Annotated in this window: 24 protein-coding genes and 3 pseudogenes; 14 read left to right on the top strand and 13 right to left on the bottom strand. The window is 71.1% G+C overall.

Translation table 11 applies throughout. The features are described from left to right. Positions 1-15: 15 nt before the first annotated feature. Together ACWDAG_RS02795 and ACWDAG_RS02790 are read left to right on the top strand one after the other, a co-directional pair. Positions 16-1,263, top strand: coding sequence for an aminotransferase class I/II-fold pyridoxal phosphate-dependent enzyme (locus tag ACWDAG_RS02795; protein ID WP_450693767.1), 1,248 nt, complete (start codon positions 16-18; stop codon positions 1,261-1,263). Beyond that, positions 1,260-2,327: an MBL fold metallo-hydrolase gene (locus tag ACWDAG_RS02790; RefSeq protein ID WP_450693766.1), complete on the top strand. Its 1,068-nt coding sequence runs from the start codon at positions 1,260-1,262 to the stop codon at positions 2,325-2,327. Before ACWDAG_RS02795 ends, ACWDAG_RS02790 begins: the two co-directional genes overlap by 4 nt. Positions 2,328-2,394: 67 nt before the next feature. On the opposite strand, the gene ACWDAG_RS02785 is transcribed toward ACWDAG_RS02790, so the two are convergent. Both ACWDAG_RS02785 and ACWDAG_RS02780 read right to left on the bottom strand, forming a co-directional pair. After that, positions 2,395-3,015, bottom strand: a complete 621-nt coding sequence (locus ACWDAG_RS02785; protein WP_450693765.1) for a DedA family protein — start codon at positions 3,013-3,015, stop codon at positions 2,395-2,397. Next, on the bottom strand, positions 3,012-3,785 hold the full coding sequence (locus ACWDAG_RS02780; protein ID WP_450693764.1) for an MBL fold metallo-hydrolase: 774 nt from the start codon (positions 3,783-3,785) through the stop codon (positions 3,012-3,014). Before ACWDAG_RS02780 ends, ACWDAG_RS02785 begins: the two co-directional genes overlap by 4 nt. An 83-nt stretch (positions 3,786-3,868) precedes the next feature. On the opposite strand from ACWDAG_RS02780, the gene ACWDAG_RS02775 reads away from it, so the two are divergent. From ACWDAG_RS02775 to dnaK, 6 genes are all read left to right on the top strand, one after another. Further along, a complete protein-coding gene (locus ACWDAG_RS02775) occupies positions 3,869-4,270 on the top strand; it encodes a hypothetical protein (RefSeq protein WP_450693763.1) in 402 nt (133 codons plus the stop codon). Positions 4,271-4,369: 99 nt separating this feature from the next. Further along, entirely contained in the window at positions 4,370-6,430 is a 2,061-nt protein-coding gene (locus tag ACWDAG_RS02770; protein WP_450693762.1) for an alkaline phosphatase family protein, read from the top strand. Between the two features lie 78 nt (positions 6,431-6,508). Next, positions 6,509-7,570 carry an ATP-binding protein gene (locus ACWDAG_RS02765; RefSeq protein ID WP_450693761.1) on the top strand — a complete coding sequence of 354 codons (1,062 nt, stop codon included), beginning with the start codon at positions 6,509-6,511 and terminating at the stop codon, positions 7,568-7,570. After that, positions 7,567-9,366, top strand: a complete 1,800-nt coding sequence (locus ACWDAG_RS02760) for a vWA domain-containing protein (RefSeq protein ID WP_450693760.1) — start codon at positions 7,567-7,569, stop codon at positions 9,364-9,366. Before ACWDAG_RS02765 ends, ACWDAG_RS02760 begins: the two co-directional genes overlap by 4 nt. A 58-nt stretch (positions 9,367-9,424) precedes the next feature. Continuing rightward, the gene (locus ACWDAG_RS02755) at positions 9,425-9,853 is read left to right on the top strand and encodes an OsmC family protein (RefSeq protein WP_099934526.1); all 429 of its coding nucleotides are present in this window, start codon (positions 9,425-9,427) and stop codon (positions 9,851-9,853) included. 134 nt (positions 9,854-9,987) lie between these two features. Next, positions 9,988-11,853: a molecular chaperone DnaK gene (gene dnaK, locus ACWDAG_RS02750; protein ID WP_450693759.1), complete on the top strand. Its 1,866-nt coding sequence runs from the start codon at positions 9,988-9,990 to the stop codon at positions 11,851-11,853. A 3-nt stretch (positions 11,854-11,856) separates the two neighbouring features. On the opposite strand, the gene narI is transcribed toward dnaK, so the two are convergent. The 6 genes and pseudogenes from narI to ACWDAG_RS02720 form a co-directional block, all read right to left on the bottom strand. After that, the gene (gene narI / locus ACWDAG_RS02745) at positions 11,857-12,579 is read right to left on the bottom strand and encodes a respiratory nitrate reductase subunit gamma (RefSeq protein ID WP_450693758.1); all 723 of its coding nucleotides are present in this window, start codon (positions 12,577-12,579) and stop codon (positions 11,857-11,859) included. Further along, complete coding sequence (narJ, locus tag ACWDAG_RS02740) at positions 12,576-13,070, bottom strand: nitrate reductase molybdenum cofactor assembly chaperone (protein WP_450693757.1); 495 nt, start codon at positions 13,068-13,070, stop codon at positions 12,576-12,578. The genes narI and narJ overlap by 4 nt, the downstream gene beginning before the upstream one ends. 92 nt (positions 13,071-13,162) lie before the next feature. Then, positions 13,163-13,552 (bottom strand): annotated as a pseudogene (locus ACWDAG_RS02735) (nitrate reductase subunit alpha); the annotation flags it as partial. Between the two features lie 96 nt (positions 13,553-13,648). Further along, the gene (locus ACWDAG_RS02730) at positions 13,649-14,446 is read right to left on the bottom strand and encodes an SAM-dependent methyltransferase (RefSeq protein WP_450693756.1); all 798 of its coding nucleotides are present in this window, start codon (positions 14,444-14,446) and stop codon (positions 13,649-13,651) included. A gap of 41 nt (positions 14,447-14,487) precedes the next feature. Further along, complete coding sequence (locus ACWDAG_RS02725; protein WP_450693755.1) at positions 14,488-15,351, bottom strand: helix-turn-helix domain-containing protein; 864 nt, start codon at positions 15,349-15,351, stop codon at positions 14,488-14,490. A 137-nt stretch (positions 15,352-15,488) separates the two neighbouring features. Further along, positions 15,489-16,325 (bottom strand): helix-turn-helix domain-containing protein, encoded by an 837-nt coding sequence (locus ACWDAG_RS02720; protein WP_450693754.1) that lies wholly within the window; start codon positions 16,323-16,325, stop codon positions 15,489-15,491. 30 nt (positions 16,326-16,355) lie between these two features. Here ACWDAG_RS02720 and ACWDAG_RS02715 point away from each other — a divergent pair, with 30 nt between their 5' ends. The 3 genes from ACWDAG_RS02715 to ACWDAG_RS02705 all read left to right on the top strand — a co-directional run bounded on the left by ACWDAG_RS02715 (position 16,356) and on the right by ACWDAG_RS02705 (position 18,618). Then, the gene (locus ACWDAG_RS02715) at positions 16,356-17,429 is read left to right on the top strand and encodes an ADP-ribosylglycohydrolase family protein (protein WP_450693753.1); all 1,074 of its coding nucleotides are present in this window, start codon (positions 16,356-16,358) and stop codon (positions 17,427-17,429) included. Between the two features lie 128 nt (positions 17,430-17,557). After that, the gene (locus ACWDAG_RS02710) at positions 17,558-17,863 is read left to right on the top strand and encodes a 4a-hydroxytetrahydrobiopterin dehydratase (protein WP_450693752.1); all 306 of its coding nucleotides are present in this window, start codon (positions 17,558-17,560) and stop codon (positions 17,861-17,863) included. Positions 17,864-17,868: 5 nt separating this feature from the next. Beyond that, positions 17,869-18,618, top strand: coding sequence for a class I SAM-dependent methyltransferase (locus tag ACWDAG_RS02705; RefSeq protein ID WP_450693751.1), 750 nt, complete (start codon positions 17,869-17,871; stop codon positions 18,616-18,618). Here the strand turns inward: ACWDAG_RS02705 and ACWDAG_RS02700 are convergent. After that, on the bottom strand, positions 18,596-19,063 hold the full coding sequence (locus tag ACWDAG_RS02700) for a hypothetical protein (protein ID WP_450693750.1): 468 nt from the start codon (positions 19,061-19,063) through the stop codon (positions 18,596-18,598). The genes ACWDAG_RS02705 and ACWDAG_RS02700 overlap by 23 nt on opposite strands. Then, a complete protein-coding gene (locus ACWDAG_RS02695; RefSeq protein ID WP_450693749.1) occupies positions 19,060-19,539 on the bottom strand; it encodes a hypothetical protein in 480 nt (159 codons plus the stop codon). Before ACWDAG_RS02695 ends, ACWDAG_RS02700 begins: the two co-directional genes overlap by 4 nt. Before the next feature lie 40 nt (positions 19,540-19,579). Here ACWDAG_RS02695 and ACWDAG_RS02690 point away from each other — a divergent pair, with 40 nt between their 5' ends. The 3 genes and pseudogenes from ACWDAG_RS02690 to ACWDAG_RS02680 all read left to right on the top strand — a co-directional run bounded on the left by ACWDAG_RS02690 (position 19,580) and on the right by ACWDAG_RS02680 (position 21,278). Then, positions 19,580-20,530: a helix-turn-helix transcriptional regulator gene (locus ACWDAG_RS02690; protein WP_450693748.1), complete on the top strand. Its 951-nt coding sequence runs from the start codon at positions 19,580-19,582 to the stop codon at positions 20,528-20,530. A 103-nt stretch (positions 20,531-20,633) separates the two neighbouring features. Next, positions 20,634-20,982, top strand: a pseudogene (locus tag ACWDAG_RS02685) (rhamnogalacturonan lyase family protein); the annotation flags it as partial. Positions 20,983-21,059: 77 nt separating this feature from the next. Continuing rightward, a complete protein-coding gene (locus ACWDAG_RS02680; RefSeq protein WP_450693945.1) occupies positions 21,060-21,278 on the top strand; it encodes a rhamnogalacturonan lyase family protein in 219 nt (72 codons plus the stop codon). A 99-nt stretch (positions 21,279-21,377) separates the two neighbouring features. Here the strand turns inward: ACWDAG_RS02680 and ACWDAG_RS02675 are convergent, their stop codons facing one another. The 3 genes and pseudogenes from ACWDAG_RS02675 to ACWDAG_RS02665 all read right to left on the bottom strand — a co-directional run bounded on the left by ACWDAG_RS02675 (position 21,378) and on the right by ACWDAG_RS02665 (position 25,423). Further along, positions 21,378-21,647, bottom strand: coding sequence for a hypothetical protein (locus ACWDAG_RS02675; protein ID WP_450693747.1), 270 nt, complete (start codon positions 21,645-21,647; stop codon positions 21,378-21,380). 117 nt (positions 21,648-21,764) lie between these two features. After that, positions 21,765-22,262, bottom strand: a pseudogene (locus ACWDAG_RS02670) (cellulose-binding domain-containing protein); the annotation flags it as partial. A 242-nt stretch (positions 22,263-22,504) separates the two neighbouring features. Then, positions 22,505-25,423, bottom strand: coding sequence for a glycoside hydrolase family 48 protein (locus tag ACWDAG_RS02665; protein WP_450693746.1), 2,919 nt, complete (start codon positions 25,421-25,423; stop codon positions 22,505-22,507). Positions 25,424-25,429: the final 6 nt, after the last annotated feature.

Below are 25,429 nucleotides of genomic sequence, written 5' to 3'. Positions count from 1 at the left end.
TGCGCGGAGGTACGCATGCGGCGGACGGACCCGGAAGGCCATGGCCCCGTCCGCTACGGGCCGCCCCTGCCGGAGGACGGGCTGCCCGTGCCGCCGGAACTCACCGCCCTGCTCGCCGCGGCCGCCGCACGGGCCGAAGGGGAACCGATCGGCGGCGGACCCGGGCTGATCGAGGCCGCGTGCGGCTACTGGGAGCGGCGCGGACTGTCCGCCACACCCGACCGCGTGGCCGCCGGTCCCGGCGCCCCGGCCCTGCTGCTCGCGCTGACCGCAGCCCTCGGCGGTGACGTCCTGGTACCGAGGCCCTGCGCGGCCTGGTGGGCGCCGTACGCACGCCTGTTGGGCAGACCCGTCTTCCATGTGGCGACGCCGGCCGAGTGCGGTGGCGTCCCGGACCCGTACGCCCTCCTGGAGACCGTGCGCAGGGTGCGCACCGAGGGCGGTGACCCGCGGCTGCTCGTGCTGTCCGTCGCCGACGACCCGACCGCCACCGTCGCCCCGCCCGAGTTCCTGCACGAGTGCGTCGAGGCCGCCGCCGGCGAGGGGCTGCACCTGGTCAGCGACGAGACCTGGCGCGACACCCTGCACGCACCGCACGACACGGTGCTGCTCAGCCCCGCCGAGATGCTGCCCGACCACGTCACCGTCGTCACCGACCTGGCGGGCGCGCTGCTGCCGCCCGGCTGGCCGGCCGCGGTGGCCCGCTTCCCGGCAGGCGATACGGGCGGCGACCTCCACGCGCGCGTGCTCGACGTGCTCACCGCCCTGGGCGCCCGCATCGCCGGCCCCCTCGCCGCCCCGGCCGCGTACGCGCTGGGGGAGCCGGAGCCGGTCACCGCGCGTGTGGCCGCCACCGTGCGCCTGCACGCGCGCGTGGCCGCCGCCGTGCACGCGGCGGTCGTCGCGGCAGGCGCTCTCTCCCGTCCCCCGCAGGCCGGCCGCCACCTCTACGCCGACCTCGGCCCGCTGCGCTCCGCGCTCTCGGCGCACGGCGTCGGCGACGCGCAGGAACTGGAGGACTTCCTCGCGGCCCGGCTCGGCATGCCCGCACCGGGCGGCCACCGCTTCGGCGACGAACTCGGCGCCCTGCGCGTCCGCCTGTCCACCGGCCCGCTGCTGGGCCGTACGGACGAGGAACGCGCGGAATGTCTCACATCACCCACGCCGTTGGAACTGCCACACGTGCAACGCGCGTTGAGTCATGTGAAGTCGGTCTTCGACGATCTACGCGACGACGCTCAGCGATGGGAGCCTCCTCGATGACGCAGCAGTCCGAGTCGACCACCACCACGAGCACGAGTACCAGTACGACCACTCGGGATGCCGACGAGACGGTGTCCGGGCCGTTCGCGCCCGCCCGTCCGCCGCTCGCCGAACCCCGCCCGCTGGGCGAGCGCCGGGTGTGGCCGCGCACCTTCCACGACCGTCTGACCGCCCCGCTGCCCGGCCTGAAAGCCATGGCCCGCTTCGCCCGAGAGGGCTCCATCCGCCCCGGACGCGAAGGCCTCGCCGACATCCCCCGGCTCCCCTTCGCACCCGCCCCGCTGCCCCGCGTCGACGCCCGCACCGTCGCCGTCTCCTGGGCGGGACACGCCAGCTGGATCGTCCGGATCGGCGGCCTGACCGTCCTCACCGACCCGGTCTGGTCCCGCCGCATCCTCGGCACCCCCGCCCGCATCACCCCGGTCGGAGTCCCCTGGGAGTCCCTGCCGCCCGTCGACGCGGTCGTCATCAGCCACAACCACTACGACCACCTGGACGCCCCCACCCTGCGCCGACTCCCGCGCGACACCCCGGTGTTCGTCCCGGCAGGCCTCGCCCGCTGGTTCCACCGCCGCCGCTTCACCGCCGTCACCGAACTGGACTGGTGGGAGGCGGCCGAACTGAACGGCGTCCGCTTCGACTTCGTCCCCGCCCACCACTGGTCCAAGCGCACCCTCACCGACGCCTGCCACTCCCTGTGGGGCGGCTGGGTACTGACGGCCCCCGACGGTCAACGCGTCTATTTCGCGGGTGACACGGGATACGGCCACTGGTTCTCCCGGATCGGCGAACGCTACCCGGGCATCGACCTCGCCCTTCTCCCCATCGGCGCCTACGACCCCCGCTGGTGGCTCAGCGACGTCCACTGCGACCCGGAGGAGGCGGTCCGAGCAGCCCAGGACCTGGGCGCACAAAGGATGGCCCCCATGCACTGGGGCACGTTCGTGCTGTCGGCCGAGCCGGTACTCGAGCCCCTCACCCGGGTACGGGCAGCTTGGGAGAAGGCAGGTCTGGCCCGCGACGACCTGTGGGACCTCCCAGTGGGAGCCTCCCGGGTCCTGTAGCGCCCTTTAGGGGCGCGGGGAACTGCGCGAGAAACCACAAACGCAGCCGCGCCCCGCAACAAAACGGTCACCCGGCAGACCGAACCCGTCTCCACAAACTCGGCACCACACTGATCACCACGGTCAACACAACGGCAGCCACCACGCCTTCCCAAGGCTCCGGGAACAGGGAACCCCCAAGAATCCCGATCACTTGATACGTCGCAGCCCAAGCCAGGCACGCCGGCAAGTTGCCCCGAGAAAACCGCCGCAACGGCCACTCGGCCATAAGACAAGCCAACATCACCGGAATGCGCCCAGCCGGCACCAGCCGAGAAAGCACCAGCACGGCAACCCCGTGCGAAGCCAACTTCCCCTGCGCCTGCGCAAGCCGCTCCTCCGGCGCCCGCGCCCGAATCGCCTCCAGCCACCGCGACCCGTTCTTCGACCGCATCCCGCGCCGCCCCAGCCAGTACAGCGCCGCATCCCCGAGAAACGCGGCCAGCGACGCCGTCACGAACACCAGCGCCAGCGCGAACGGCGCCGTCTGGTGAAAGGCGACCACGGCCGCCGAACTCACCAGCGCCCCCGTGGGAATCACCGGCACCAGCGCCCCGAACAGCACCAGCAGAAACAACGACGGATAGCCGATCGCCCGCTGCGTCGACTCCGGAGGCACGATCGCCGCCGTGGCGGCAAGCCACGTCACCGTGCGACCTCCAGGCGCACGCTCTCCCCGTGCCCGAGCCGGTGCACCGCGACATCCGGCGCGTGCTCGGCCGCGAGGCGCACGAACTCGTCGCCGGGCGCGTGGAATTCATGGGGGCGCACGGCGTCCATCCCGATCGGCCAGTACGTGCCGTAGTGCACCGGTACCGCACTGCGCGGCGCCAGCCGGGCCACTGCCTCGGCCGCCCGCCCCGCATCCAGATGCCCGCTGCCGAGGTACGGCCCCCAGCCGCCCACCGGCAGCAGCGCCACGTCGACCGGCCCGACCTCCTGCGCCATCGCGTCGAACAGTCCCGTGTCCCCGGCGAAGTACGTCCGGGCCTCACCCTCGATCACGTAGCCGAGAGCGGGGGAGCGGTGCGGCCCGAGCGGCAGCCGCCGCCCGTCGTGCCATGCCGGAACGGCCCGTACGACCACGTCACCGACCGCCACCCGGTCCCCGGGCGCCACCTCGCTCACCGCGAGATGGCTGAGTCGGCGCAGCCCCGGCACGGCCCGGGGCGCACCCCGGGGAACCAGCAGGCGCGTGCCCTCGGCGAGCCGCTCCAGCGATGGAACGTGCAGGTGGTCGGCGTGCAGATGCGACACCAGCGCCATGTCCGCGCGCCACGCGCCGGGCGGCGGCAGCGCCCCGCGACGGCGGCGGAGATGAGCGAGACGGCGCGCGAAAAGAGGGTCCGTGAGCAGCCGTACGCCCGAGTCCGCGACCGTACAGGTCGCGTGACCCCACCAGGTGATCTCCACCGGCACCTCTTTGCCTCCTTCGCGCGACTCCCCGAAGCCTACGGGCAGGAGTAGGGTCGGCGCCGAAACCCGGAGGTGAGGGGGACGCCATGGGACCGGTGCGGGTCACGGCGATCGCGAGTCTGACGCCGCTGCAGGAGCTGGACGAGGATCCCTTCCTGGTGGACTCGCGCAGCCAGCACGCGATGTGTGCCCGCTGGGCCGCCGAGCGCGGCTACAAAGTCAGCCGGGAGCTGCTGGTGCGGGGACTGCGGGCCGACCATTGTGTGCTGTGGGACGGCGTCCGGCCGGGGATCGACCTGTTCGTCGCTCCCAGCCGCCGGGTGCTGGAGAGCGCGCTGTCGTCCGTGGAGGAGTTCACCGCGGAGTGCGCCCGGCGCGGGGTGCGGGTGGAGACGGTCGGGTTCGAGGAGCCCTGCTACGACGCTCAGATGAAGGCCCGCGTGCACCGGCGGCTGTCGATGCCGACGGCCGGATACGACGGCCGCTGAGCCGCCGCTGCCGGTGACGGACCGGATTGTCCGACCCGTGTGACAGTCTGAGGTGCAGGCCCGCACCGACGACGGGCCAGGACGTGAGGTGGGCTGGGCGTGCGTGGCGGGCGTTGGCGGCGGGTCGCCAGTCAGACGGGGCGGAGCGTCGCGGTGTGGGCGGTCTCCACGGTCACCATGCTCGTGCTCGCGGGGATCCTGCCGGACTTCCGCCTCCAGTCCGCCGACGGCGAGAGCGCCACTCACATCGCCGTCACCGCCGCGTTCGGCGCCGGGGCCTTCGGTGTGCTGTCGGCCCTGGTCTGGCCGCTGCTCGTACGGCTGTTGCTGCTCGTGCCGGCGCTGGTGCTGGGACTGCTCGTCTTCGTCCTGAACGGGTCGCTGCTGCTGGTCGCGCTGCGGCTCAACCCGTCCAGCAGCGCCGAGGCCGCTCCGGAGACGGCCGTGGTGGTGGCCGCCGTGATGTCCGCCGTGGCCTCCGCGACCGGCGCCGCCCTGGCCGTGCGCGACGACGACGCGTACCGGCGGCGCCTCTACCGCCTCGCCGACCGCCGTCGCAGACGCGGGCCGCCGGGCCCGTCCGCCCCGGGCACGGTCCTCCTGCAACTCGACGGGGTGGGTCACGACGTGCTGCTGGCCGCGGTCGGCAAGGGCGTGATGCCCACCGTCGCCCGCTGGCTGGAGTCCACCCACCGGCTCACCCCGTGGCGCACCGACTGGTCCAGCCAGACCGGCGCCAGCCAGCTCGGCATCCTGCACGGCAGCAACCACGACGTGCCGGCGTTCCGCTGGTACGAGAAGGACAGCCGCGAGGTGATGGTCTGCAACCGGCCGACCAGCGCCGCCGAACTCCAGCGCCGGGCCGTCGAGCGCACCGGCGACGGCGGTCTGCTCGCCGCCGACGGCGCGAGCCGTGGCAATCTCTTCAGCGGCGGCGCCGACGAGCAGGCCCTGGTGCTGTCCATCGCCACCCGCCGCCGCGGCCGGGAGAACCGGTCCCGGGCGGGCTACTTCGCGTACTTCTCCGACCCGGCCAACGCCGTGCGCACCGCCATGTCCTTCGTCGCCGAAGTCGGCCGCGAAATAGGCGAGTCCACCCGGGCCCGGATCAGGAAGCAGCGCCCGCGGGTCGCGCGCGGCGGCCTCTACCCCTTCGTCCGCGCCTTCGCGACCGTCGTCGAGCGGGACGTCGTCGTCGCCGCGGTGATGGGCGACATGCTCGCCGGACGCACCGCCGTCTATGCCGACCTGGTGGCGTACGACGAGGTGGCGCACCACTCCGGGCCGACGAGCCGCGACGCGGAGAAGGTGCTCGAACGCCTCGACCGCGCCCTGGCGCTGATCGCGAACGTCGCCGAGCACGCCCCACGGCCGTACCGCATCGTCGTCCTGTCCGACCACGGTCAGAGCCCCGGCGAGACCTTCCGCGCCCGTTACGGCCTCGGCCTCGGCGATCTGGTGCGGGCCGGCTGCGGGCTGCCCGTGCCGCGCCGGGCGCAGCGCACCCACAGCGGGGCCGAGGCCCGCGCAGCCGTGCGCGCGGCCCTGCGCAGACCCGTCGAGGAGGGCAAGGAGCAGCACCGGCCCTCCCGCCGCTCGGAGCCGCTCGTGCTGGCCTCCGGCAACCTCGGCCTGGTCTCCTTCCCGGACGTGCCGCACCGGATGAGCAAGGAGGAGATCGACGCCCGCCATCCCGCCCTGCTGACCACCCTCGCCAACCATCCTGGCATCGGCTTCCTGCTCGTCCGCAGCGAGGAGCACGGCGGGGTGGTGCTCGGCGCGTACGGCGCCGAGATCCCGCTCGACCAACTCGACGACAAACAGGGCCTGTTGGAGGCATTCGGCCCGGGCGCCGCCGACGCCGTGCGCCGCACCCACTCGTTCCCGCACACCGCCGACATCATGGTCAACTCCTTCCACGACCCGGCCGACGGCGAGGTCCTCGCCTTCGAGGAACAGATCGGCTCGCACGGCGGCCTCGGCGGCGCGCAGGCCAGACCGTTCCTGCTCTCCCCGGTCGTCCTCTCGCCACCGGTCGAGGACGGCGAGGAGCTGACCGGCGCCGAGCACGTCCACCGGGTACTGCGCCGCTGGCTGCGCGAGACGGACGGCCCTCAGGTGCCGGTCACCGACGAGGACGAGGCAGAGCGGGCCGCCTGAAATTCGGCTGCGCCGCCGGGGTCGTACGCACACACTGTTCGAGTCGCAAACCTCTCGAACACGCCGAAGGGATGCCTCTTGCAGGCTGCCGTGTCCGTCACTCCCGCCCGTATCCCCGAACTGCTTCTCGGCCTCGCCACCGTTCGGCCGGTCTTCATCTGGGGTGCCCCCGGCATCGGAAAGTCCTCCCTGGTGCGGGACTTCGCAGAGTCGCTGGGCCTGGAGTGCGTGAGCCTGCTCGGCACCCAGCTCGCGCCGGAGGACCTGATCGGCGTCCCGCAGATCCGCGACGGACGGTCGGTGTTCTGCCCGCCGGAGGCGATCGCCCGCGACGAGCCGTACTGCCTGTTCCTGGACGAGCTCAACGCGGCCACCCCGGACGTCCAGAAGGCGTTCTACTCCCTGATCCTCGACCGCCGTATCGGCAACTACGAGCTGCCGAAGGGATCGATCGTCATCGGCGCCGGCAACCGCGCCACCGACAACGCGCTCGCCCGCCCCGTCGCCTCCGCCCTCGTCAACCGTCTCGCCCACGTCCACCTGGAGGCCTCCGCCAAGGACTGGCTGACCTGGGCGGCGAACAACGACATCCACCCCTGGATCCTCGACCACCTCACCGACCGGCCCGACCACCTGTGGTCCAGGCCGCCGAAGACCGAGGAGCCCTTCTCCACGCCCCGCTCCTGGCACATGCTCTCCGACGCGCTGCACTCCTTCGGCCGCGACCTAGACGAGGAGACGCTGAAGGTCCTCGCGCACGGCACGCTGACGCCCGCGCACGCCACGGCCTTCTGCGGCTACGTCAAGATCGTGCGCAGCCAGTTCGGCATCGAGGCGATCATCAAGGGCGACGCCCGCTGGCCCAACCGCGTCGAGGACCGCGACCTGCTCTACTACCTCGCCGAGTCCTTCCGCGGCCGCCTGATCAAGGAACTCCCGGTCAGCAAGGAGCACATGTCGGCGAACGGCCGGCAGACCGCGTACCGAGCCAAGTCGCTGCTGGTGCAGCTCGCCGAGATCTCCGTCGAGGTCGCCCAGACCGTCATCGCCTCCGACACCGACGGCAACCCCGTCCTGCCCTCGTGGTTCCTCATCGAGGCCGCTCGGGACATGCCCCGGCTGGTGGAGGCGCGGCGGTGAGCCGTACCAAGGGCAAGGGGCAGCAGAAGCGGGACCTCGCGACCGAGGCGTTCGCCGAGGGGATGGCGCTGGTGAAGGCCAACCCGGCCCTCGCGGCCGTGGAGTTCGACGTCTGCCGCGACGAGGAGTGCGAGATCGCGCCCCGCGACGGGCTCGTGGTCGTCGACTCCGCCGCCGACCTGCACGTCCACCCGCACCGGCTCGCCGAACCCGCCGCCTGGGCCTGGGCCCTCGCCCACGCCGTCCTGCACCTCGGCTTCGGGCACGTCCCGGCGGCGCAGGGCGAGCGCACCCAGCCGGACCGCCACGACCTCGCCGCACGCTGTGTCGTCGTCAACCGCTTCCTGCTGAACTTCACCATCGGCGAGACCCCGGAGGCGCTGCCCGCCTCCTACCCCGACGGCGACGAGGAGCAACTCGCCGCGCGCTGGCGGCGGGACGGGCTCCCGCCCGCGTACGAGCGCTGCGGCACGGCCGGCGGCGAGCCCGACCAGCTGCTCCTGACCTGGCACGGGTACTACGGCCGGCCCCCGGACCACCAGCTGGCGTTCGCCACCGCCCTGACCCGGACCGTGTCCGCGGCGATGGACATGGCGGGCGGTCGCCGCGACTCCCTCAGCGGGGAAGTCACCCCGCAGCGCCCCTGGGAGCGGGCCCTGAGCTGGTTCATCTCCTCCTACCCGCTGCTCGGCGGCATCGCGGCAGGCATCACACTCGTCGCCGACGCCGAACTCGCCCGCGCGCACGGCATCTCCGTGGCCGCGGTGAACGCCGAGGCCGGCGTGATCTACATCAACCCGCTGCGCCGCTTCGACGACGAGGAATGGCGGTTCATCCTCGCCCACGAGATGCTGCACGCCGCCCTGCGCCACGGCGACCGCTGCGGCACCCGCGACCACTACCTCTTCAACATCGCCTGCGACTACGTGATCAACGGCTGGCTGCAGGAGATGCAGGTCGGCACCATGCCGGAGGGGCTCCTGCACGACCCGGCCCTCACCGGCCTCTCCTCCGAGGAGGTCTACGACCGTCTCGCCGGCGACCTGCGCCGTATGCGCCGCCTGTCCACCCTGCGCGGCAAGGGCAGCGGCGACATGCTCGGCGCCCCGCTGGGCCCGCCCGGCGCGTACGTCGACCTCGACGAGTTCTACCGCCGGGGCCTGAGCCAGGGCCTGGACCTGCACCAGCAGCAGGGGCGCGGCTTCCTCCCCGGCGGTCTGGTCGAGGAGATCCGCACCCTCAGCCACCCGCCCCTGCCCTGGGACGCCCGACTGGCCCGCTGGTTCGACGAGTTCGTGCCCAGCCCGCAGCCCGTACGGACATACGCGCGCCCCTCGCGCCGCCAGTCCTCCTCGCCCGACATCCCGCGCGCCGGCCGCTACTTCCCGCCCGAGGAGATCGCCCGCTGCACCTTCGGCGTCGTCCTGGACACCTCCGGCTCCATGGACCGCACCCTCCTCGGCAAGGCCCTCGGCGCCATCGCCTCCTACGCCGAGGCCCGCGACGTCCCGGCCGCCCGCGTGATCTTCTGCGACACGGCCCCGCACGACGCGGGCTTCGTGCCGGTCACGGAGATCGCCGGCCGGGTGCGCGTCCACGGCCGCGGCGGTACGGTCCTGCAGCCGGGCATCGACCTGCTCCACCGCGCGGACGACTTCCCGCCGGGCGCGCCGGTACTGGTGATCACGGACGGCTGGTGCGACGTCCTGCGGGTGCGGCGCGAGCACGCGTATCTGATCCCGCAGGGGGCACGGCTGCCGTTCACCGCGCGTGGGCCCGTGTTCCGGGTGCAGTGAGCCGGAATGTGATCGGATGGTGTCGTACAGGAACAGCCAGAATTCGAAGGGATTCATCGTGGCAACCACGCGCTCCGCACACACCGTCTGGGAAGGCAACCTGCTCGAGGGCAACGGTGTCGTCTCCTTCGACTCCTCCGGTGCCATCGCCGAGCAGCCGGTCACCTGGGCCTCGCGCTCCCAGGACGCGAACGGCAAGACCAGCCCGGAGGAGCTGATCGCCGCCGCGCACTCCAGCTGCTTCTCCATGGCGCTGTCGCACGCCCTGGCCGGCGCCGGCACCCCGCCCACCAAGCTGATCACCTCGGCCGACGTGAACTTCCAGCCGGGTGAGGGCATCACGGGCATCCACCTGACCGTCGAGGGCACGGTCCCCGGCATCGACAACGACGCCTTTGTCGCCGCCGCCGAGGACGCCAAGAAGAACTGCCCGGTCAGCCAAGCCCTCACCGGCACGACGATCACCCTGTCGGCCAAGCTGGCCTGAGCGTTCCCCCGGGGCCTGAGCGACCGCTCAGGCCCCGTTTGGTGTCGGCCCACCAGGTCACTCGTCCCATTGACAAGAGCCCACTCAAGTTTTGTGCTGGACTTCGAGAGGTGCCCTGGCGGAAGGGGACGGAGATGGCACGTGCGGTCGGGATCGATCTGGGGACCACGAACTCGGTGGTGGCCGTGCTGGAGGGCGGCGAACCCACCGTCGTTGCGAATGCGGAGGGGGCCAGGACCACACCGTCGGTCGTGGCCTTCGCCAAGAACGGCGAGGTGCTCGTCGGGGAGGTCGCGAAAAGGCAGGCCGTGACCAACGTGGAGCGGACCGCCCGCTCCGTGAAGCGGCACATGGGCGACGCGAGCTGGCGCTTCCCCGAGCAGGGCTCCGTGGACGGCACCCGCTACCGGGCGCAGGAGCTGTCCGCGCGGGTGCTGCAGAAGCTGAAGCGGGACGCGGAGTCCTACCTCGGAGAGGACGTCACGGATGCGGTGATCACCGTGCCGGCGTACTTCGACGACTCCCAGCGGCAGGCCACCAAGGAGGCCGGGGAGATCGCCGGCCTGAAGGTCCTGCGGATCATCAACGAGCCGACGGCCGCCGCCCTCGCCTACGGCCTCGACCGCGGCGAGGAGCAGACCGTGCTGGTCTTCGACCTCGGCGGCGGCACCTTCGACGTGTCGCTCCTGGAGATCGGCGACGGCGTCATCGAGGTCAAGGCGACCAACGGCGACACCCACCTCGGGGGCGACGACTGGGACCAGCGGATCGTCGAGCACCTCGTCAAGAAGTTCAAGGGGCAGTACGGCATCGACCTCGCGGCCGACAAGATGGCCGTGCAGCGGCTGCGCGAGGGCGCAGAGAAGGCCAAGATCGAGCTGTCCAGCTCGTCCGAGACGACGATCAACCTCCCCTACATCACCGCATCCGCCGAGGGGCCGCTGCACCTCGACGAGAAGATGACCCGCGCCCAGTTCCAGGAACTCACCGCCGACCTCCTCGACCGCTGCAAGACCCCCTTCCACCAGGCGGTCAAGGACGCCGGTATCAAGCTGTCCGCGGTCGACCACGTCATCCTCGTCGGTGGCTCGACCCGGATGCCCGCGGTCACCGACCTGGTCAAGGAACTCACCGGCAAGGACCCGCACAAGGGCGTCAACCCCGACGAGGTCGTGGCCGTCGGCGCGGCCCTCCAGGCGGGCGTCATCCGCGGCGACGTCAAGGACGTGCTCCTCCTCGACGTCACCCCGCTGTCCCTCGGCATCGAGACCAAGGGCGGCATCATGACCAAGCTGATCGAGCGCAACACGACCATCCCGACCCGGCGTTCGGAGATCTTCACGACGGCCACCGACAACCAGCCCTCGGTGGGCATCCAGGTCTACCAGGGCGAACGCGAGATCGCCGCGTACAACAAGAAGCTGGGCGTCTTCGACCTCACGGGTCTGCCCCCGGCCCCGCGCGGGGTCCCGCAGATCGAGGTCGCCTTCGACATCGACGCCAACGGCATCATGCATGTGTCGGCCAAGGACCTCGCCACCGGCCGCGAACAGAAGATGACGGTGACCGGCGGCTCGGCGCTCCCCAAGGACGACATCGACCGCATGATGCGGGAGGCCGAGCAGTACGCCGAGGAGGACCGCAAGCGGCGGGAGGCCGCGGAGACCCGCAACCAGGCCGAACAACTCGTCTACCAGACCGAGAAGTTCATCCGGGACAACGAGGACCGCATCCCCGCGGACACCAAGTCGGAGGTGGAGACGGCGGCCACCGAACTCAAGGGCCTGCTGGAACGGAACGCGGACACCAACGAGCTGCGCACCGGCGTCGAGAAACTCGCCACCGTCAGCCAGAAGATGGGCCAGGCCATGTACGCCCAGGCCGACCAGGGCGCCGCCGGCAGCGGCACCGAGCAGCACACCTCGCCGCAGGACGAGGAGGGCGTGGTGGACGCCGAGATCGTCGACGAGGACCGGGACACCAAGGGCGGCGCGGCATAACCGTCAGACGCCCGTCCTCTCCCGGCCCCGCCGCTCCGGCCGCGGCCCCAACTGCCCGGGGTCGCGGCTGCGGTACACCACGTACGGGCGGAACAGATACTGCGCCGGCACGCTGAGGACATGGACCAGGCGGGTGTACGGCACCAGGGCGATCAGCGCCATGCCGATCGTCGCGTGCACCCGGTACAGCACCGGCACCCCCTCCATCAGCTCTGTCCTCGGCTGGAGCGTGAACAGGCTGCGGGCCCAAGGCGCAATGGAGGAACGGTAGTTGTAGCCGTCGCCGGAGACATGGGTGAGCTTGGCGGCCACGCCCATCGCGATGGCGGCGACCAGGACGACGTACATCAGCTTGTCGTTCACGGTCGTCGCCCGGAACACCGGGGCGTGCGTGCGTCGGCGGTGGACGAGCAGCAGGATCCCGGCGACGGCGAGCGCGCCGGCCGCCGTGCCGCCGTACAGCGAGAACAGGTGGTACGTGTGCTCGCGGGCACCGATCGAGTCGGTCCACGACTTCGGCACGAACAGGCCCACGACATGACCGGCGAGCACGAAGAGGATGCCGTAGTGGAAGGCCGGGGAGGCGATGTTCAGCAGCTTCGACTCGTACACCTGCGACGAACGCGTGGTCCAGCCGTACTTGTCGTAGCGGTAGCGCCAGATCAGGCCGGCAGCGAGCAGGGCGAAGGCGACGTACGGCAGGACGCCCCACAGGAGCGTGGTCATGAGCGAACCTCCGTGTGGGGGATCGGCAGGGTGGCGCACACGGCGTCCAGGACGGATGCGTACGGGGTACCGAAGTCGGTGAGCCGGCCCCGGAGCTGCCCCAGGGCCTCGTGGTGTTCCGTGAGGAGGTCCGTGTTGCCGGTGCGGGCCGCGAACTCCAGTACCGCGGGCAGGAAGTCGGGCAGTTCCTCGCCGGTGAACTCCAGGCCGGCGGCACGGTAGACGTCCTTGAAGCGGACCAGGGACATGCCGCGCCGCCAGGTGTCCCCGTCCCGCCACCAGCTCAGATAGAGGCTGTGCCGGTTCTTGAAGTCGAAGACCTGGAGGTAGTGGGCGGCCAGCTCCCCGGGCGGGGTGACGGCCGCGTGGTCGGTGAACTCCCGCAGCTGCGGGGCCGCTTCGCGCAACAGGGGCAGCCGGGCGCGGAAGTCGTCGTCGGGATAGGTCAGGCAGAGCGCTGCCGCCTGGTACAGCACGGCGTCCGAGGGCATCAGGTCTCCTTGGTCTCATCCGTGGTCCGGCGTCTGCGCAGGGCGTGGAAGTTCTCCACCGGCACCAGCGGCAGCCGCCTGCGTCCCGAGTTCTCGACCGCCTCGTCCCGACTCGTCCGCACCAGGCCGTCCTTGCCGGGGGCCTGCTGGTAGCTGCGGCGGCGCTCGGGGGCGCTCTGGATGTCGGCCCAGGCGAGTACCGGGTCGCAGGTGCGGGCGAGGGCCTCCCGGTACAGCTCCAGCAGGACGCCCCCGGACGTACGGGTGGCGCACGCGGGTCGGCGAGGAGGTGTACCAGGAGAAGGCGGCGCCGCGCGTGCGGCCGCGGGGTTCGTGCTCGGGGCGGTCGGGCCCACCGAGGGGTGGTCCGTCTGCCGGCAGCGCGATGCCGTGCAGGTCGGGGCGGTGGCTCCGGGCCGCAAGAATCCTGCGCGGAGCAGTGCCGCTCCCGGCTCGGCGGACGGTATCCGCGTGTCGGCCACCTGCGTCGCTCCCTTGCTCGCCCTCTGCTTCGACGCTAGGGGCGGGCGGGGGAACGCACCCGTTCATGGCGCCCGTACGGGTGCACGGGCAAGGCGTCAGGGCTTGCGGGCGACCCCCGCGTACACGGGCACGACGCCCTCCGTCTGAGCCGCCACGTCCTCGGCCTCCGGCCGCCACCCCGTCACCGGGATCACGCCCGGCCCCAGCAGCTCCAGCCCCTCGAAGAACCGCTGGAACTCGGTGATCGACCGGGGGTGGAACGCAGTGCCACCGGCCCGGAAGGCAGCGGCCGCCTTCGCGATGGCCTCCGGGTTCAGGTCGGGGGTGACCTGCGACAGGATCAGGTGGCTGCCCGGGGCGAGCGCCGCGACGTACTTCGCCAGGAGGTCGTGAACGTCATCGTCCAGGTAGTGGGTCAGTGCCACCAACGACAGCGCGACCGGCCGGGAGAAGTCCAGGGACTCGGCGGCCTGCTGCAGCAAGGTGTCGATGTCCCGCACATCCGCGTGCACATAGTCCGTGCGGCCCTCCTCGGAGCCGCGCAGCAGCGCCTGGGCGTGCCGCAGCACGATCGGGTCGTTGTCCGCGTACACCACCCTGGACTCCGGCGCCACGGACTGTGCCACCTGGTGCAGATTGGGCTCGGTGGGGATACCTGTGCCGATGTCCAGGAACTGGCGGATCCCGGCCTCGGCGACGGCACGGACGGCCCGGTGCATGAACCGCCGGTTGGCCCGCGCCCCACGCACCGCGCTGTTGTCCACGGCGAGGATCTTCCGGGCCAGCGCCTCGTCCACCGGGTAGTTGTCCTTGCCGCCCAGCCACCAGTCGTACACACGGGCAGGGTGCGGGCGGCTGGTGTCGATCTGCGGTGCGGCGTCGGATCCGGTCATGCGGGGTCTTCTCCTCCGGTCGGACAGGTGCGGTGGGTGGCTCAGAAGTCCTGGCGGTGCTCCCGCAGGATCTTCTTCGTGCGCTGGGCCGACGCGGCCCGCGCCGTCATGTGGTCGAGGACCTCCAGATGCGCGGAGACCTCCTTGCGAGAGTCGAGGTACAGGGCGCCGGTCAGATACTCCGTGAAGACCATGTCGGGCAGCTCGGGCTCGCCGAAGCGGAACAGCGTGAAGGGTGCGTACGTCCCCGGGTGCGGGCCGTCCTTGAACTCGGCGATCTGCAGCGTGACCCGGTCCCGCTCGGCGAATTCCAGCAGCTTGTCCAACTGCTCGCGCATCACCTCGCCGCGGATGCTCACCGGGCGCCGCAAAACCGTTTCATCCATGATCACCCACAGGTGCGGCGGGTCCGGGCGCTCCAGCAGCCGCTGCCGCGCCATCCGCAGCGACACATGCCGGTCGATGGTCTCCGGACCGGTCTGCCCGACCGTGCCCGCCTCCATCACCGCACGGGCGTAGTCCTCGGTCTGCAGCAGCCCGGGCACGAAGTGCGGCTCGTAGGAGCGGATGATGGTGGCGGCGCCCTCCAGGCTCACGTACAGGCTGAACCAGTCCGGCAGCACGTCGTGGAACCGCTGCCACCAGCCCGGCCGGTTGGCCTCCTCGGCCAGGGCCACGAACGCGGCCGCCTCGTCGTCCGGCACGCCGTACGTCTCCAGCAGCACCTGGACGTACGGGATCTTCAGGGCGACCTCGGCCATCTCCATCCGCCGTACGGTCGCGGGGGCCACCCGCAGGACGCGTGCGGCCTCCTCACGCTTGAGCCGGGCCGCCTCCCGCAGTTCCTGCAGGCGCCTGCCGAGCACCACTTGGCCCACGGTGGGCGCGGGACGCCGCTCGCTCACGCCACGCCTCCCCTACGCGCCGAAGTAACCGCGCAGCAGTGTGTCATGTTCCGCCGACAGTCTCACGGGTTCGACGGTGAGGCGCTCGCCACGTGGGCCGTACGGCGGTTGGGCGGGGCTGCGGGGGCCGCGTCCCGTCAGGGCATCAGCGACTGGAGGTACTTGACCGTCGCCGGGTCGGCCGGAAGGAGCGTTTCGATGGCGAGCTCCGCGACCGTCACGTCCATGGGGGTGTTGAACGTGGAGATGGAGGAGACGAAGGACAGTGTGCGGCCCTCGTGCTCGATCTGCATCGGGAGCGCGAAGTAGGGGACGGGCTCCGGCGGTTCGTCGTCGTGGCCGTGCTCCGGCTGCGCCACCGGGTAGGCCGCCACCTCCTCGTACAGCGCCCGCAGCTGCTCGGAGCGGTGCAGGGCGATCTCCCGTTCCATCTGCGCGAGCAGATGTCCCCGCCACTCCGGGAGATTGCGGATGCGCGGTGCGAGGCCCTCGGGGTGCAGCGTCAACCGCATGGCGTTGAGAGGGGGTTCGAGCAGCGCCGGCGCTACGCCCTCCAGGAACATCGTCATGCCCCGGTTGGCCGCGACCACGTCGTACACCGAGTCGACGACGAACGCCGGGTAGGGCTCGTAGCACTGGATGAGGCGTTCCATGCCCTGACGCAGGGCGTCCAGCCCGGGCGAGTCGAGCGGGGTCTCCGGGTAGTGCGGGGCGTAACCGGCCGCCAACAGCAGGGAGTTGCGCTCCCGCACCGGGACGTCGAGGTGCTCGGCGAGCCGGAGCACCATCTCCTCGCTGGGCCGCGAACGGCCCGTCTCGATGAAGCTGATGTGCCGCGCCGAGGAGTCGGCCCGCAGCGCCAGCTCCAGCTGACTCACCCGGCGGCGCTCCCGCCAGGACCGCAGGAGGGGACCGACGCCCTTGTCGGTGGGGGCGGTGGCCGAGGTGCTGGTTCCCGTCACGACAATGGTCATACGTACGACCGTAGTCGAGGAGCGCACCTTATGACCTGGCCGCCGTTGAAGCCGACCTTGGAGACCGCCGCGGTGTACCGGGCCAGAGTGCGGGGCTGTCTGCTGGGCGGGGCGATCGGGGATGCCCTCGGCTACCCGATCGAGTTCCTGTCCCTGGACCGCATTCGTACGGTCCACGGCGAACGCGGGTTGACCGGGTTCGTGCCGGGCGCGCACGGCGCGATGGGCCTGATCAGTGACGACACACAGATGACCCTGTTCACCGCCGAGGCTCTGGTGCAGGCCCAGGCACGGGAGCGGGCGAACGGGAGCGACGGCAGCTGGACCGTCCTACTGCGCCGGGCGTACCAGTACTGGCTGGGGACCCAGAACAAGCCGGGCCCCGAGGTGTCCGAAGCGTGCGGCCTCATCGGCGAGGCCTGGCTGTACGCCCGCCGCGCGCCGGGCAACGCCTGTCTGACCGGGATCGCCCAGGCGTACACCCCCGACCCGTGGCTCGCGCTCGACGGCAAGCCGGGCCAGGTCAACCCCGACTCCAAGGGCTGCGGCACCGTGATGCGCTCGGCCCCCTTCGGCCTGATCAACTCCGCCGACGGGGCCTTCGCCATGGCCGCCCGAGGCGCCCAGATCACCCATGGCCACCCCACCGGCTACTACGCGGCGGGCGCGCTGGCCGCGATCGTGGCGTACGTGGTGGAGGGGGACTCCCTGGAGGGTGCGGTGCTGCGCACGCTTCGGCTGCTGGCCCGCCACCCCGGTCACGAGGAGACGACGGCCGCCCTGGAGGGAGCCCTCGACCTCGCCGCCCAGGGGCGGCCCACCGCGGAGAAGCTCCAGTCCCTCGGCGCGGGCTGGGTCGCCGAGCAGGCTCTCGCGATGGGCGTCTACTGCGCCCTCGTCGAGCTGGACGTCAAAGAGGCCCTGCTGCTGTCCGTCAACCACTCGGGCGACAGCGACTCCACCGGCTCCATCTGCGGCAACCTCCTCGGCGCCGTGCACGGAGACGTCGGCCTGCCGCACGAGTGGGTCGAGCGGGTCGAGGGCAGGCGCACGATCGTCGCGATCGCGGACGATCTGGCGGCGGAGCGTCTGCACGAGCGGTGAGGGAGCAGCCGTTCCCCAACCGTCCGGAGGGTTCCCCGGCCCGCCCCCGGGAACCCTTCTGACCAGGACCGCAGTCAGCGGCTGTGGCACGCTGAAGAAGCACCCGGTGCCGAGGAAGGAGCGAGCCCATGCCCGTCGAACCCCTGTCGCTGAAGGAGATCGAGGACCGACTGGCCGAGCTGCCGGGCTGGGCGGTCGACGGCGACCGGCTCACCCGCTCCTACCGGCTCGGCTCGCACTTCGCGGCCACCGCGATGGTCATCCACATCGCCCAGGTCCAGGACGAGCTCGACCACCACTCCGACCTCACCCTCGGCTACAACACCGTCTCCCTGTCGGTGAACACCCACAGCGTCGGCGGCAAGGTCACCGAGCTCGACTTCGGCCTCGCGCAGAGGGTCGAGGACCTCGCACAGGCCCACGGGGCGCACTGACCCGCGTGCTCGACTACGACAAGGAAGCCGACGCGTACGACGCCAGCCGCGGCGGCGAGCCGAGGGCCGCGGCCGCCGCCGACGCCGTGCTGGGCCTGCTCCCGGCGGCCACCGAGCGGCTCCTCGACGTGGGCTGCGGCACCGGGATCGTCACCCGGCGTCTCGCGGCCGCGCGGCCCGCCACCCGGGTGACGGGCGCCGACCTGACGTACGGCATGGCCCGGATGGCCGCCATGCGCCTGCCCGGCTCTGTCCTCCTGGCCGACGGCCGCCGGCTGCCGTTCCCCGACAGGACGTTCGACGCCGTCACCAGCGTCTGGCTGCTGCATCTGTTCGACGAACCCGAGGACGTCCGCGCCGTCGTCGCCGAGTGCGCCCGCGTCCTGAAGCCCGGCGGTGTGTACGTCACCACCGTCGACAAGGCCGCCGCCCACGACGTCGGCAGCGACATCGACGCCGTCCTCGCCCCGCGCCCGCGCCGCCCGGCCCCGGACGCCGCCCCGCTCGTGGAGTCGTACGCCGCCGCGCAACGCCTCCACCCGGCGGGTGAGGCCCGCTTCCCGGGCCGCGGTCAGGGCCGCAGCCCCCTCCGCACCGCCGCCGATCTGCGGCGCGGCTGGTTCACCCGGCTGCCGCCCGGCGATCCGCTCACCGAACGCTTCGTCGCACGCCTTCAGTCGCTGCCCGACCAGGAACGACCGCGCGCCGACCCGGAGTTCAGCCTCCGGGCGTTCAAGAAGCCGACGGCCGACTGAAGTCCATCGTCCAGTTCGTCACCCATGTCACCCCGCCGTCGACGGAGAACGCCTGCTCCCAGTGGGCGGATGTGGGGGACACGTCCGCCCACACGAACCGCACCCGTACGTCCTTGCCGTCGTGCGTGTCGTCGCCGTAGAACTCGCCGCGATCGCCTTCGAAGCGGCCGATCACGGGCGGGAAGAGCTTGCCGCTCCGGCTGGAGGACCAGTTCAGCGACCATTCCCTGCGTTCCACGTCGAACAGGCGCAGGGTCAGCCCCTTCGCGCCGAGGTACGGCATGTCGATCTCGTCGATGTTCGCGGCCCCGTCGAACAGCGGCCGGCACCAGTGGGTGGCCGGGAACTCCACCCAGTCGCTGTCCGGGTCGAGGAAGTCGGTGCGGCGACGGTTCGCGACCTGCCACTCGCCGGTGAAGAAGTCGAAGTCGTGCGGGCTGCTCATGAGCGCTCTCCAGTGGTTCCTGCGGGCAGGGAGTCGGCCAAGTAGGCGTCGAGGTCCGGGACTTCGGGCACGAGCATGTGCCGTACCCAGGCGTCCCGTTCGTGCTGGATCGGCGGCAGCTCGAAGACGCAGCCGATCCAGGGGAGTCCGGGCCTGACGAAATGGGTCGGGTCGTGATCGGGGCAGCCGACGACAGGCTGACTCGCGGCGGCGTTCGCGTAGTGCAGGACGTTGTCCCACACCCAGCTGTAGGCGTTGATGTAGGCCCCGTCGTCGTTTCCCCTGTGAACGACGACGAAGGTCGCGGGCGGAGTGCCGTCCGGCTCCGGCAGCAGCTCCGGCAGGATCGCGTACGCCGCCTTCTCCACGTCGGGTGCGATGCCGGCCGGGTCGGCCGTGACGTGGTAGCGCTTGACCAGCCGTCCCGCCACCTCGACGGGTGGCGGCACGGTCAGGAATTTCTCCGTGAAGGGCATGGACAGGACGCTAGGCCGACTTCACTGACATCCTGTGTCAGTGAAGTCCAGTCGACTCGTCTCGATCCTGCTCCTGCTCCAGACCCGGGGCCGGATGACCGCCGCCCAGCTCGCCGAGGAGCTGGAGGTCTCGGTCCGCACGGTCTACCGGGATGTCGAGGCGCTGGGCGCGGCGGGCGTGCCGCTGTACGGCGACGCGGGCCACGCCGGCGGCTACCGTCTGCTCGACGGCTACCGCACCCGCCTGACCGGCCTCACCGCCGACGAGGCCGAGGCCCTCTTCCTCGCCGGTGCGCCCGGCCCGGCCGCGGAGCTGGGCCTGGGGTCGGTGCTCGCCGCCGCCCAGCTCAAGGTCCGGGCCGCCCTGCCGCCGGAGCTGCGCGCGCACGCCGACCGGATCAGCGGCCGCTTCCACCTCGACGCCCCCGGCTGGTACGCGGACGCCGAGGAGGCGCCGTATCTGCCGGCCGTGGCCGACGCGGTGTGGAACAGCCGTGTCCTGAACGTCCTGTACCGCCGCTGGGCCGAACCCACCGACGTGGAGCGCCGCCTGGAGCCGTACGGACTGGTCCTGAAGGCCGGCCGCTGGTACGTCGTCGCGGGCCCGGGCCCGCGCACCTTCCGCGTCGACCAGATCCTCCAACTAGCCGCCTCCGACGAGGAGTTCACCCGCCCCGACGACTTCGACCTGGCCTCCTACTGGACGGCGTACCAGCGCGACTTCCACGACCGGCTGTACCGCGGCGAGGCAGTCGTCCGGCTGGCACCGGGCGTGCGACTGCCGAGGGGGGTCGACGGCCGTACGGACGCGGACGGCTGGACCGTCGCCACGGTCCCCATCGAGTCGGTCGAGCACGCTCATGGCGAGTTCCTCCGCATGGGCACGGACATCGAGGTGCTCCAGCCGCCCGAACTGCGCGAACGCATCGCCCGCACGTCGGCCCAACTGGCAGAAAAGTACGGCAGCTTGGCGGAAAGTGACGGCGACTGAGGGGACAGACCCGTCCGTCCTCATCTGGAGGTCCGGTCATATGCAGCACCCGGCCATGGTCGAGAAGCTCGACGAGGGCGTCGTCAGGCGCTGGCTGGGCACCGAGTTCCGCACGGGCCACAAGGACGTGCCCACCACTCCACCGGCAGCGGCACCACCCCCGACGGGTCTCGTACACCTACACGGCGAACGACGCCTCCGTCGGCGACCTGGACGGTGACGGCAGGCTCGACTTCGTCCTCAAGCGGCAGCCGACGAACGCCAAGGACAACTCCCAGTCCGGCTACACGGGTGACACGTTCCTCGACGGCATCGAACTCGACGGCCCCCGCCTGTGGCGCATCGACCTCGGCCGCACCATCCGCTTCGGCGCGCACTACACGCAGTTCCAGGTGTACGACTACGACGGTGACGGCAAGGCCGAGGTCGCGATGAAGACGGCGGACGGCACGGCAAGGGTTGCCAACTACCGGGGCGCGTACGGGGGCAGCTTAACTCGATCGTGTGATAGCAGACTTCTGAGCTTGCGGTGGCCTGGGCCGTTCGGGCTACGGAGATCGTGCGATCTGGGACGCCGGATACGGTGCCAGCGTGCGGGACCTGCTGGCGCGAGGAGGCCGTCCGGCCGACGGCCGACGACACGGCTCTGCGCATCTACTCCACGCCGTACGAGACGAGCACGAGGATCACGACCCTGGCAGAACACCGCCTGCAACCAGCCTCCGCACCCGAGCTTCTTCATCAGTGACGGGACGGCGACGGCGCCGAGACCTTCGGTCCACACCCCGTGACACGGAGGCGGTCGCCCACCGATCGCGGGCGACCGCCTCACCTCACCGGGTCGGCCTCAGCCGCCCACGACGCCACCCAACAGGCCGCCCAGGAGGCCGGTCACGACGCCCAGAAGGCCCGAGAGCACGTCATGGTGGTCGCCGTTGTCGCCCTTGGAGGAGACGCATGTCTGGTGGCCCAGAAGGGAGATGTGGATGGTTCCTTCGCACTTGGCGGGCGCCGGGGCCGCTGAGGCGCTCGGCGCCATGAAAGCCAGGGCGATTACGGGAGCGGCGAGGACCGCCGCGACGCGAGAGCGGGTCGATTTGCGTGTGCGCTGCGACATCACTGTCCTTTCGACGGGCATGTGGGACCGGACCTTCCTTGATCAGGTTCAATCAGATTCAGGTGGCCCTCTGCGCTCCGCAACTCGAGGATCACTCCCGGCAACCGTTCGGCCCAGTCAGGCGACCGTGCAGGTCCGGTCGCCCAACTTCAACGAGGCCGGTTCGTGTTCGCCCCCGACCAGCTCCCCATGAAGCCGAAGCCCACGGACGAACAGGCCGCCACCGTGCCGTTCCAGCTCAGGTTCTTCGCCGTCACCACCGCGCCCGACCGGGTGTAGTCGGCGTTCCACAGCTGTGTGACCCTCTGTCCGTCCGCGAAGGTCCAGCCGAGTGACCAGCCCCCCCCAGGCACTCGCACCCGTATTGGTGAGCTGTACGTGGGCCTGGAAGCCGCCCGACCACTGGTTGGTGACCTTGTAGGTGACCGAGCAGGCACCGGTCGGCGTCGGGTCCGTGCCGCCACCACCGCCGGTGCCGCCGCCTCCGGTCGTGTCGGAGGTGTCGCCGTAGACGACACCCCGGCCGTTGGTGGAGACGTACACCCGTCCGTAGACACGCGGGTCACCGGTGATCGCCCCGTCCGTCCAGCCCCACTGGTGGGCGTCGTCGTTGATGCAGCGAGAGTGCCGGGCGGCCCCCAGTGCGGGTGGGGGCCGCCCGGCGGTTGGCCCCGACGTCACGTGTCGAGACCTACGTACGCAGAGCCTTCAAGCGCTTCCGAGGAGCCGGGCGGTGCGGGAGCGCCCGATAGGGGCGCGGGGCTGTGCTGGATTTGCGGCTACCGCCGCGTGTGCGTGACCAACCACAGCGGGCCCGCAGCCCAACAACCGCCCAACCCGCGGAGCGCCTCGCAGGGCTATTCGAGAAGCTCCGCGTACGAGCCCATGGCCAAGGCAATGTCCGCCTGAGCCCAGAACCGGTGATACGTGAACGACGGCGCCGCCCCACCCGCCAGATACGCCTGGATCTTCGACCAGGCAGGGTCGTTCTTGTAGAACGACCGCAGCGAGGAGAACGTCGAAGACGAGTTGACCGCATCGCCGTTCGGCATCTTCCCGCTCCACCCGCTCGGCACATACACACTGTCACCGAAGCGGTTGTAGTCGGCCCGGGTCTCCGGCACGGCGACACCAAGCCCGTCCTGGTAGTTGTTCCACATACCGTCCAGCAGCGCCTTCGCCGTCGACTTGGCTGTCGCGTCACCGGACTTGGCGGCGTAGTACGTCAGGACCTTGGCATACGCGGCGGCCACCCCGACGTCATTGGTGTAGTCGGCGACGGTGACGTGAAGTCCGCTGTTGGAACCGGGACTTGACGCGTTCCAGGTGTCGGGCTGCCCCGACCACTGCAGAGTCGCGGGGATCCGATAGGTGCCGTCCGGGTTGATCGTGGTCTGGGACAGCGCCCACTTGACCCACTTGTCGAGGATCGCCTTGGCCTGCGCGTTCCCCGTCTGCTGGTAGTACTCGGCGACCCGCTCCATCGACCACGCCTGGAAGCCGAACCACTGGTTGGACGGCGGGTCGTGGTAGACGGGCTGCCAGTCGTAGTACATGCCGTAGAAGGTCGACGTACCGGACGGCGGGGTGGCGTAGCGCCCGGCCCAGCTGTTGGTCGCACCGCCCGCGATGGCGCCCTCGGACGACTGCAGCCACTGGTAGAACTCCAGCTGCCGCTGCAGCGACTTGGACCAGTCGGTCGTGCCCGTCGCCGACTTCGGCTTCAGATCGGCGTACGAGCTCAGCGCGTACGCGGCGAGCGGGTTCTGGTAGCCGCCGTGCACATGGCTGGAGCCGATGCGCCAGGCCCAGCCCGCGTTGGTGTCCGTGGCGCCGCCCCAGGCGTAGTACCAGGACAGCAGATAGGCGGAGGCGTCCTTGCCGGTGCCGGCCGGGCAGGTGGACGGACCGACACAGTTGCCGATCTTCTTGAAGTACTTGTCGTACATCGCGTAGCGCAGATAGTCGCCCATCTTCGCGGCCTTGCCGACCGTCGCGGAGACGTCGCTGCCCTTGCCCTGCTGCTTGGCCCACACATCGGCCCAGTACGCGGCCTGCACGGCACGCGCGTCGGCGTCCGGAGCGTCGGTGAACTTCCACTGTTTCGCGTACGACGAGTCGCCGGTGAAGAGGTCCAGGTAACCGTTCGTACCGCCGTACTTGAAGGCGTCGCAGGTCGGCTGCGGCACCGTCTCCCACACCGACTCCTGCGGGCCGCGCTGGAAGGTGTTGATGTACGACGGGCCCTTCGCCGTCGGACCGCCCTCGCAGGTGCCGCCCGGCGTGTTGCCGTACCCGTAGACGTTGTCGACGTCCTGCAGCCAGTGCATGCCGTACACGTCGTCCGTGCCGTACGCGCTCTTCAGCTCGCCCGCGATCGGATCGGAGCCGACCGAGACCGACGTGTCGAGCTTCGCCGGGTACTCGTTCGGGGTGTCCAGCTCCGGCGCGTACGTCGCCGGCTTCGAGGCGTTGTAGAAGGAACTGGTCGGCTGGTCGGCGTGGGTGGGGATCATGTACTTCTCCATGAGAGCCCAGGCGCCGTTGAACTTGGACCAGTCACCGGTGACCTTGCCGTACATCGCCTGCAGCCAGAGAAGGTAGCTGTAGGCCTCCGACGTGGTCTCATGGCCCTGGTCCGGGGCCTCCACGATCAGCGTCTCGACCGAGTGGTAGGGGATGCCCTCGGGTGAGAAGTAGCCGTTCGCCGGGTTGGTGATCTTCCCGTAGAGGTCCAGGAAGCGGGCGTCGTACGCCTTCGAGGCCGCCAGCTCGGTGACGGTGACCGCCGCCTTGGTGAAGCCCGTCGCCGTCGACTCGAAGGAGGCCGCGCCGGTCCCGGAGGAGTCGGCCGTGATGGTCACCGTCTGGGCCGTGCTCCAGTTGGACGGTGTGAAGGTGAGCGAGGCGCCGCCCGTCACCGACAGCCCGGAGTTGCCGCTCGCGCGGGCCGTCGTCACGGTCACGTTCGCCGAGGGCTGTGTGGACAGCTTCACCGCGTACGTGCCCGTCTTGCCCTGCTGGACGCCCAGTTGGGTCGGCGAGGCCACCACGGCGGGACCCGAGGCGACCGTGATGCCGACGGGCGTCGACTCCGCGGACGCGCCCAGGCTGTCGTACGCCTTCGCCACCAGCGAATGACTGCCCACGGTCAAACCAGAGGCCGAGAGCGTGTAGGGCGCGCTGGTGTCCGTGCCCAGCAGGGTCGTGTCGTCGTAGAACTCGACCTTGCTGATCGTCGCGTTGTCGGCCGCGGCGGCGGTGGCCGCGAGCGGGACCGCGTCGCCCTGTGTGTAGACCGCGCCCGCGGTGGGGCTGGTCAGCACGGTGGCCGGCGGCTGGTGCGCGCCGGCGCAGGTGGTGCCGTTGATCGCGAAGCTCGTGGGGGCGGTGTTGGTGCCGCTGTAGGTGAACTGCGCGCCGGTGGAGACCGCGGCGCCCGCGGCGATCTTCGCGTTGTACCCGGCGTCCCTCACGGTCACCGACTGGCCGGACTGGGACCAGGTGCCGTTCCAGCCGTTGCTGAGTTTCTGGTCGCCGCTGTAGGCGTACGTCAGGGTCCAGCCGTCGATGGCGTCCGTGCCGCGGTTGGTGAGGGTCAGGTCCGCGGTGAAGCCGGAGCCCCAGTCGTTCGTCTTGTAGTCGACGCTGCACTGAAGTGCCGCCGCATGAGCGGGAGTCGTGCCGGTGCCGAGCATGGTGAGCGGAAGAGCGAGGGCCGCCACCGCGGCGGTCCACCATCGCCGGGCAGCTCTGCGTCTCCTTCTGGGTTGCATGTGCTG

The organism is Streptomyces sp. NPDC001157, from assembly GCF_053598255.1.
Note: the sequence above shows the minus strand (reverse complement) of the source record. Positions and strands in the feature narration are given on the sequence as shown.

Excerpts from the sequence above, each read along its gene's own strand:
- ACWDAG_RS02730 (WP_450693756.1), bottom strand. The coding sequence starts at position 14,446 with ATGACCGGATCCGACGCCGCACCGCAGATCGACACCAGCCGCCCGCAC.
- ACWDAG_RS02675 (WP_450693747.1), bottom strand. The coding sequence starts at position 21,647 with ATGTCGCAGCGCACACGCAAATCGACCCGCTCTCGCGTCGCGGCGGTC.
- ACWDAG_RS02665 (WP_450693746.1), bottom strand. The coding sequence starts at position 25,423 with ATGCAACCCAGAAGGAGACGCAGAGCTGCCCGGCGATGGTGGACCGCC.
- ACWDAG_RS02795 (WP_450693767.1), top strand. The coding sequence starts at position 16 with ATGCGGCGGACGGACCCGGAAGGCCATGGCCCCGTCCGCTACGGGCCG.
- ACWDAG_RS02775 (WP_450693763.1), top strand. The coding sequence starts at position 3,869 with ATGGGACCGGTGCGGGTCACGGCGATCGCGAGTCTGACGCCGCTGCAG.
- ACWDAG_RS02700 (WP_450693750.1), bottom strand. The coding sequence starts at position 19,063 with ATGAGCAGCCCGCACGACTTCGACTTCTTCACCGGCGAGTGGCAGGTC.
- narI (WP_450693758.1), bottom strand. The coding sequence starts at position 12,579 with ATGACCACGCTCCTGTGGGGCGTCCTGCCGTACGTCGCCTTCGCCCTG.
- ACWDAG_RS02695 (WP_450693749.1), bottom strand. The coding sequence starts at position 19,539 with ATGCCCTTCACGGAGAAATTCCTGACCGTGCCGCCACCCGTCGAGGTG.
- ACWDAG_RS02715 (WP_450693753.1), top strand. The coding sequence starts at position 16,356 with ATGACCTGGCCGCCGTTGAAGCCGACCTTGGAGACCGCCGCGGTGTAC.
- ACWDAG_RS02710 (WP_450693752.1), top strand. The coding sequence starts at position 17,558 with ATGCCCGTCGAACCCCTGTCGCTGAAGGAGATCGAGGACCGACTGGCC.
- dnaK (WP_450693759.1), top strand. The coding sequence starts at position 9,988 with ATGGCACGTGCGGTCGGGATCGATCTGGGGACCACGAACTCGGTGGTG.
- ACWDAG_RS02720 (WP_450693754.1), bottom strand. The coding sequence starts at position 16,325 with ATGACCATTGTCGTGACGGGAACCAGCACCTCGGCCACCGCCCCCACC.
- ACWDAG_RS02790 (WP_450693766.1), top strand. The coding sequence starts at position 1,260 with ATGACGCAGCAGTCCGAGTCGACCACCACCACGAGCACGAGTACCAGT.
- narJ (WP_450693757.1), bottom strand. The coding sequence starts at position 13,070 with ATGCCCTCGGACGCCGTGCTGTACCAGGCGGCAGCGCTCTGCCTGACC.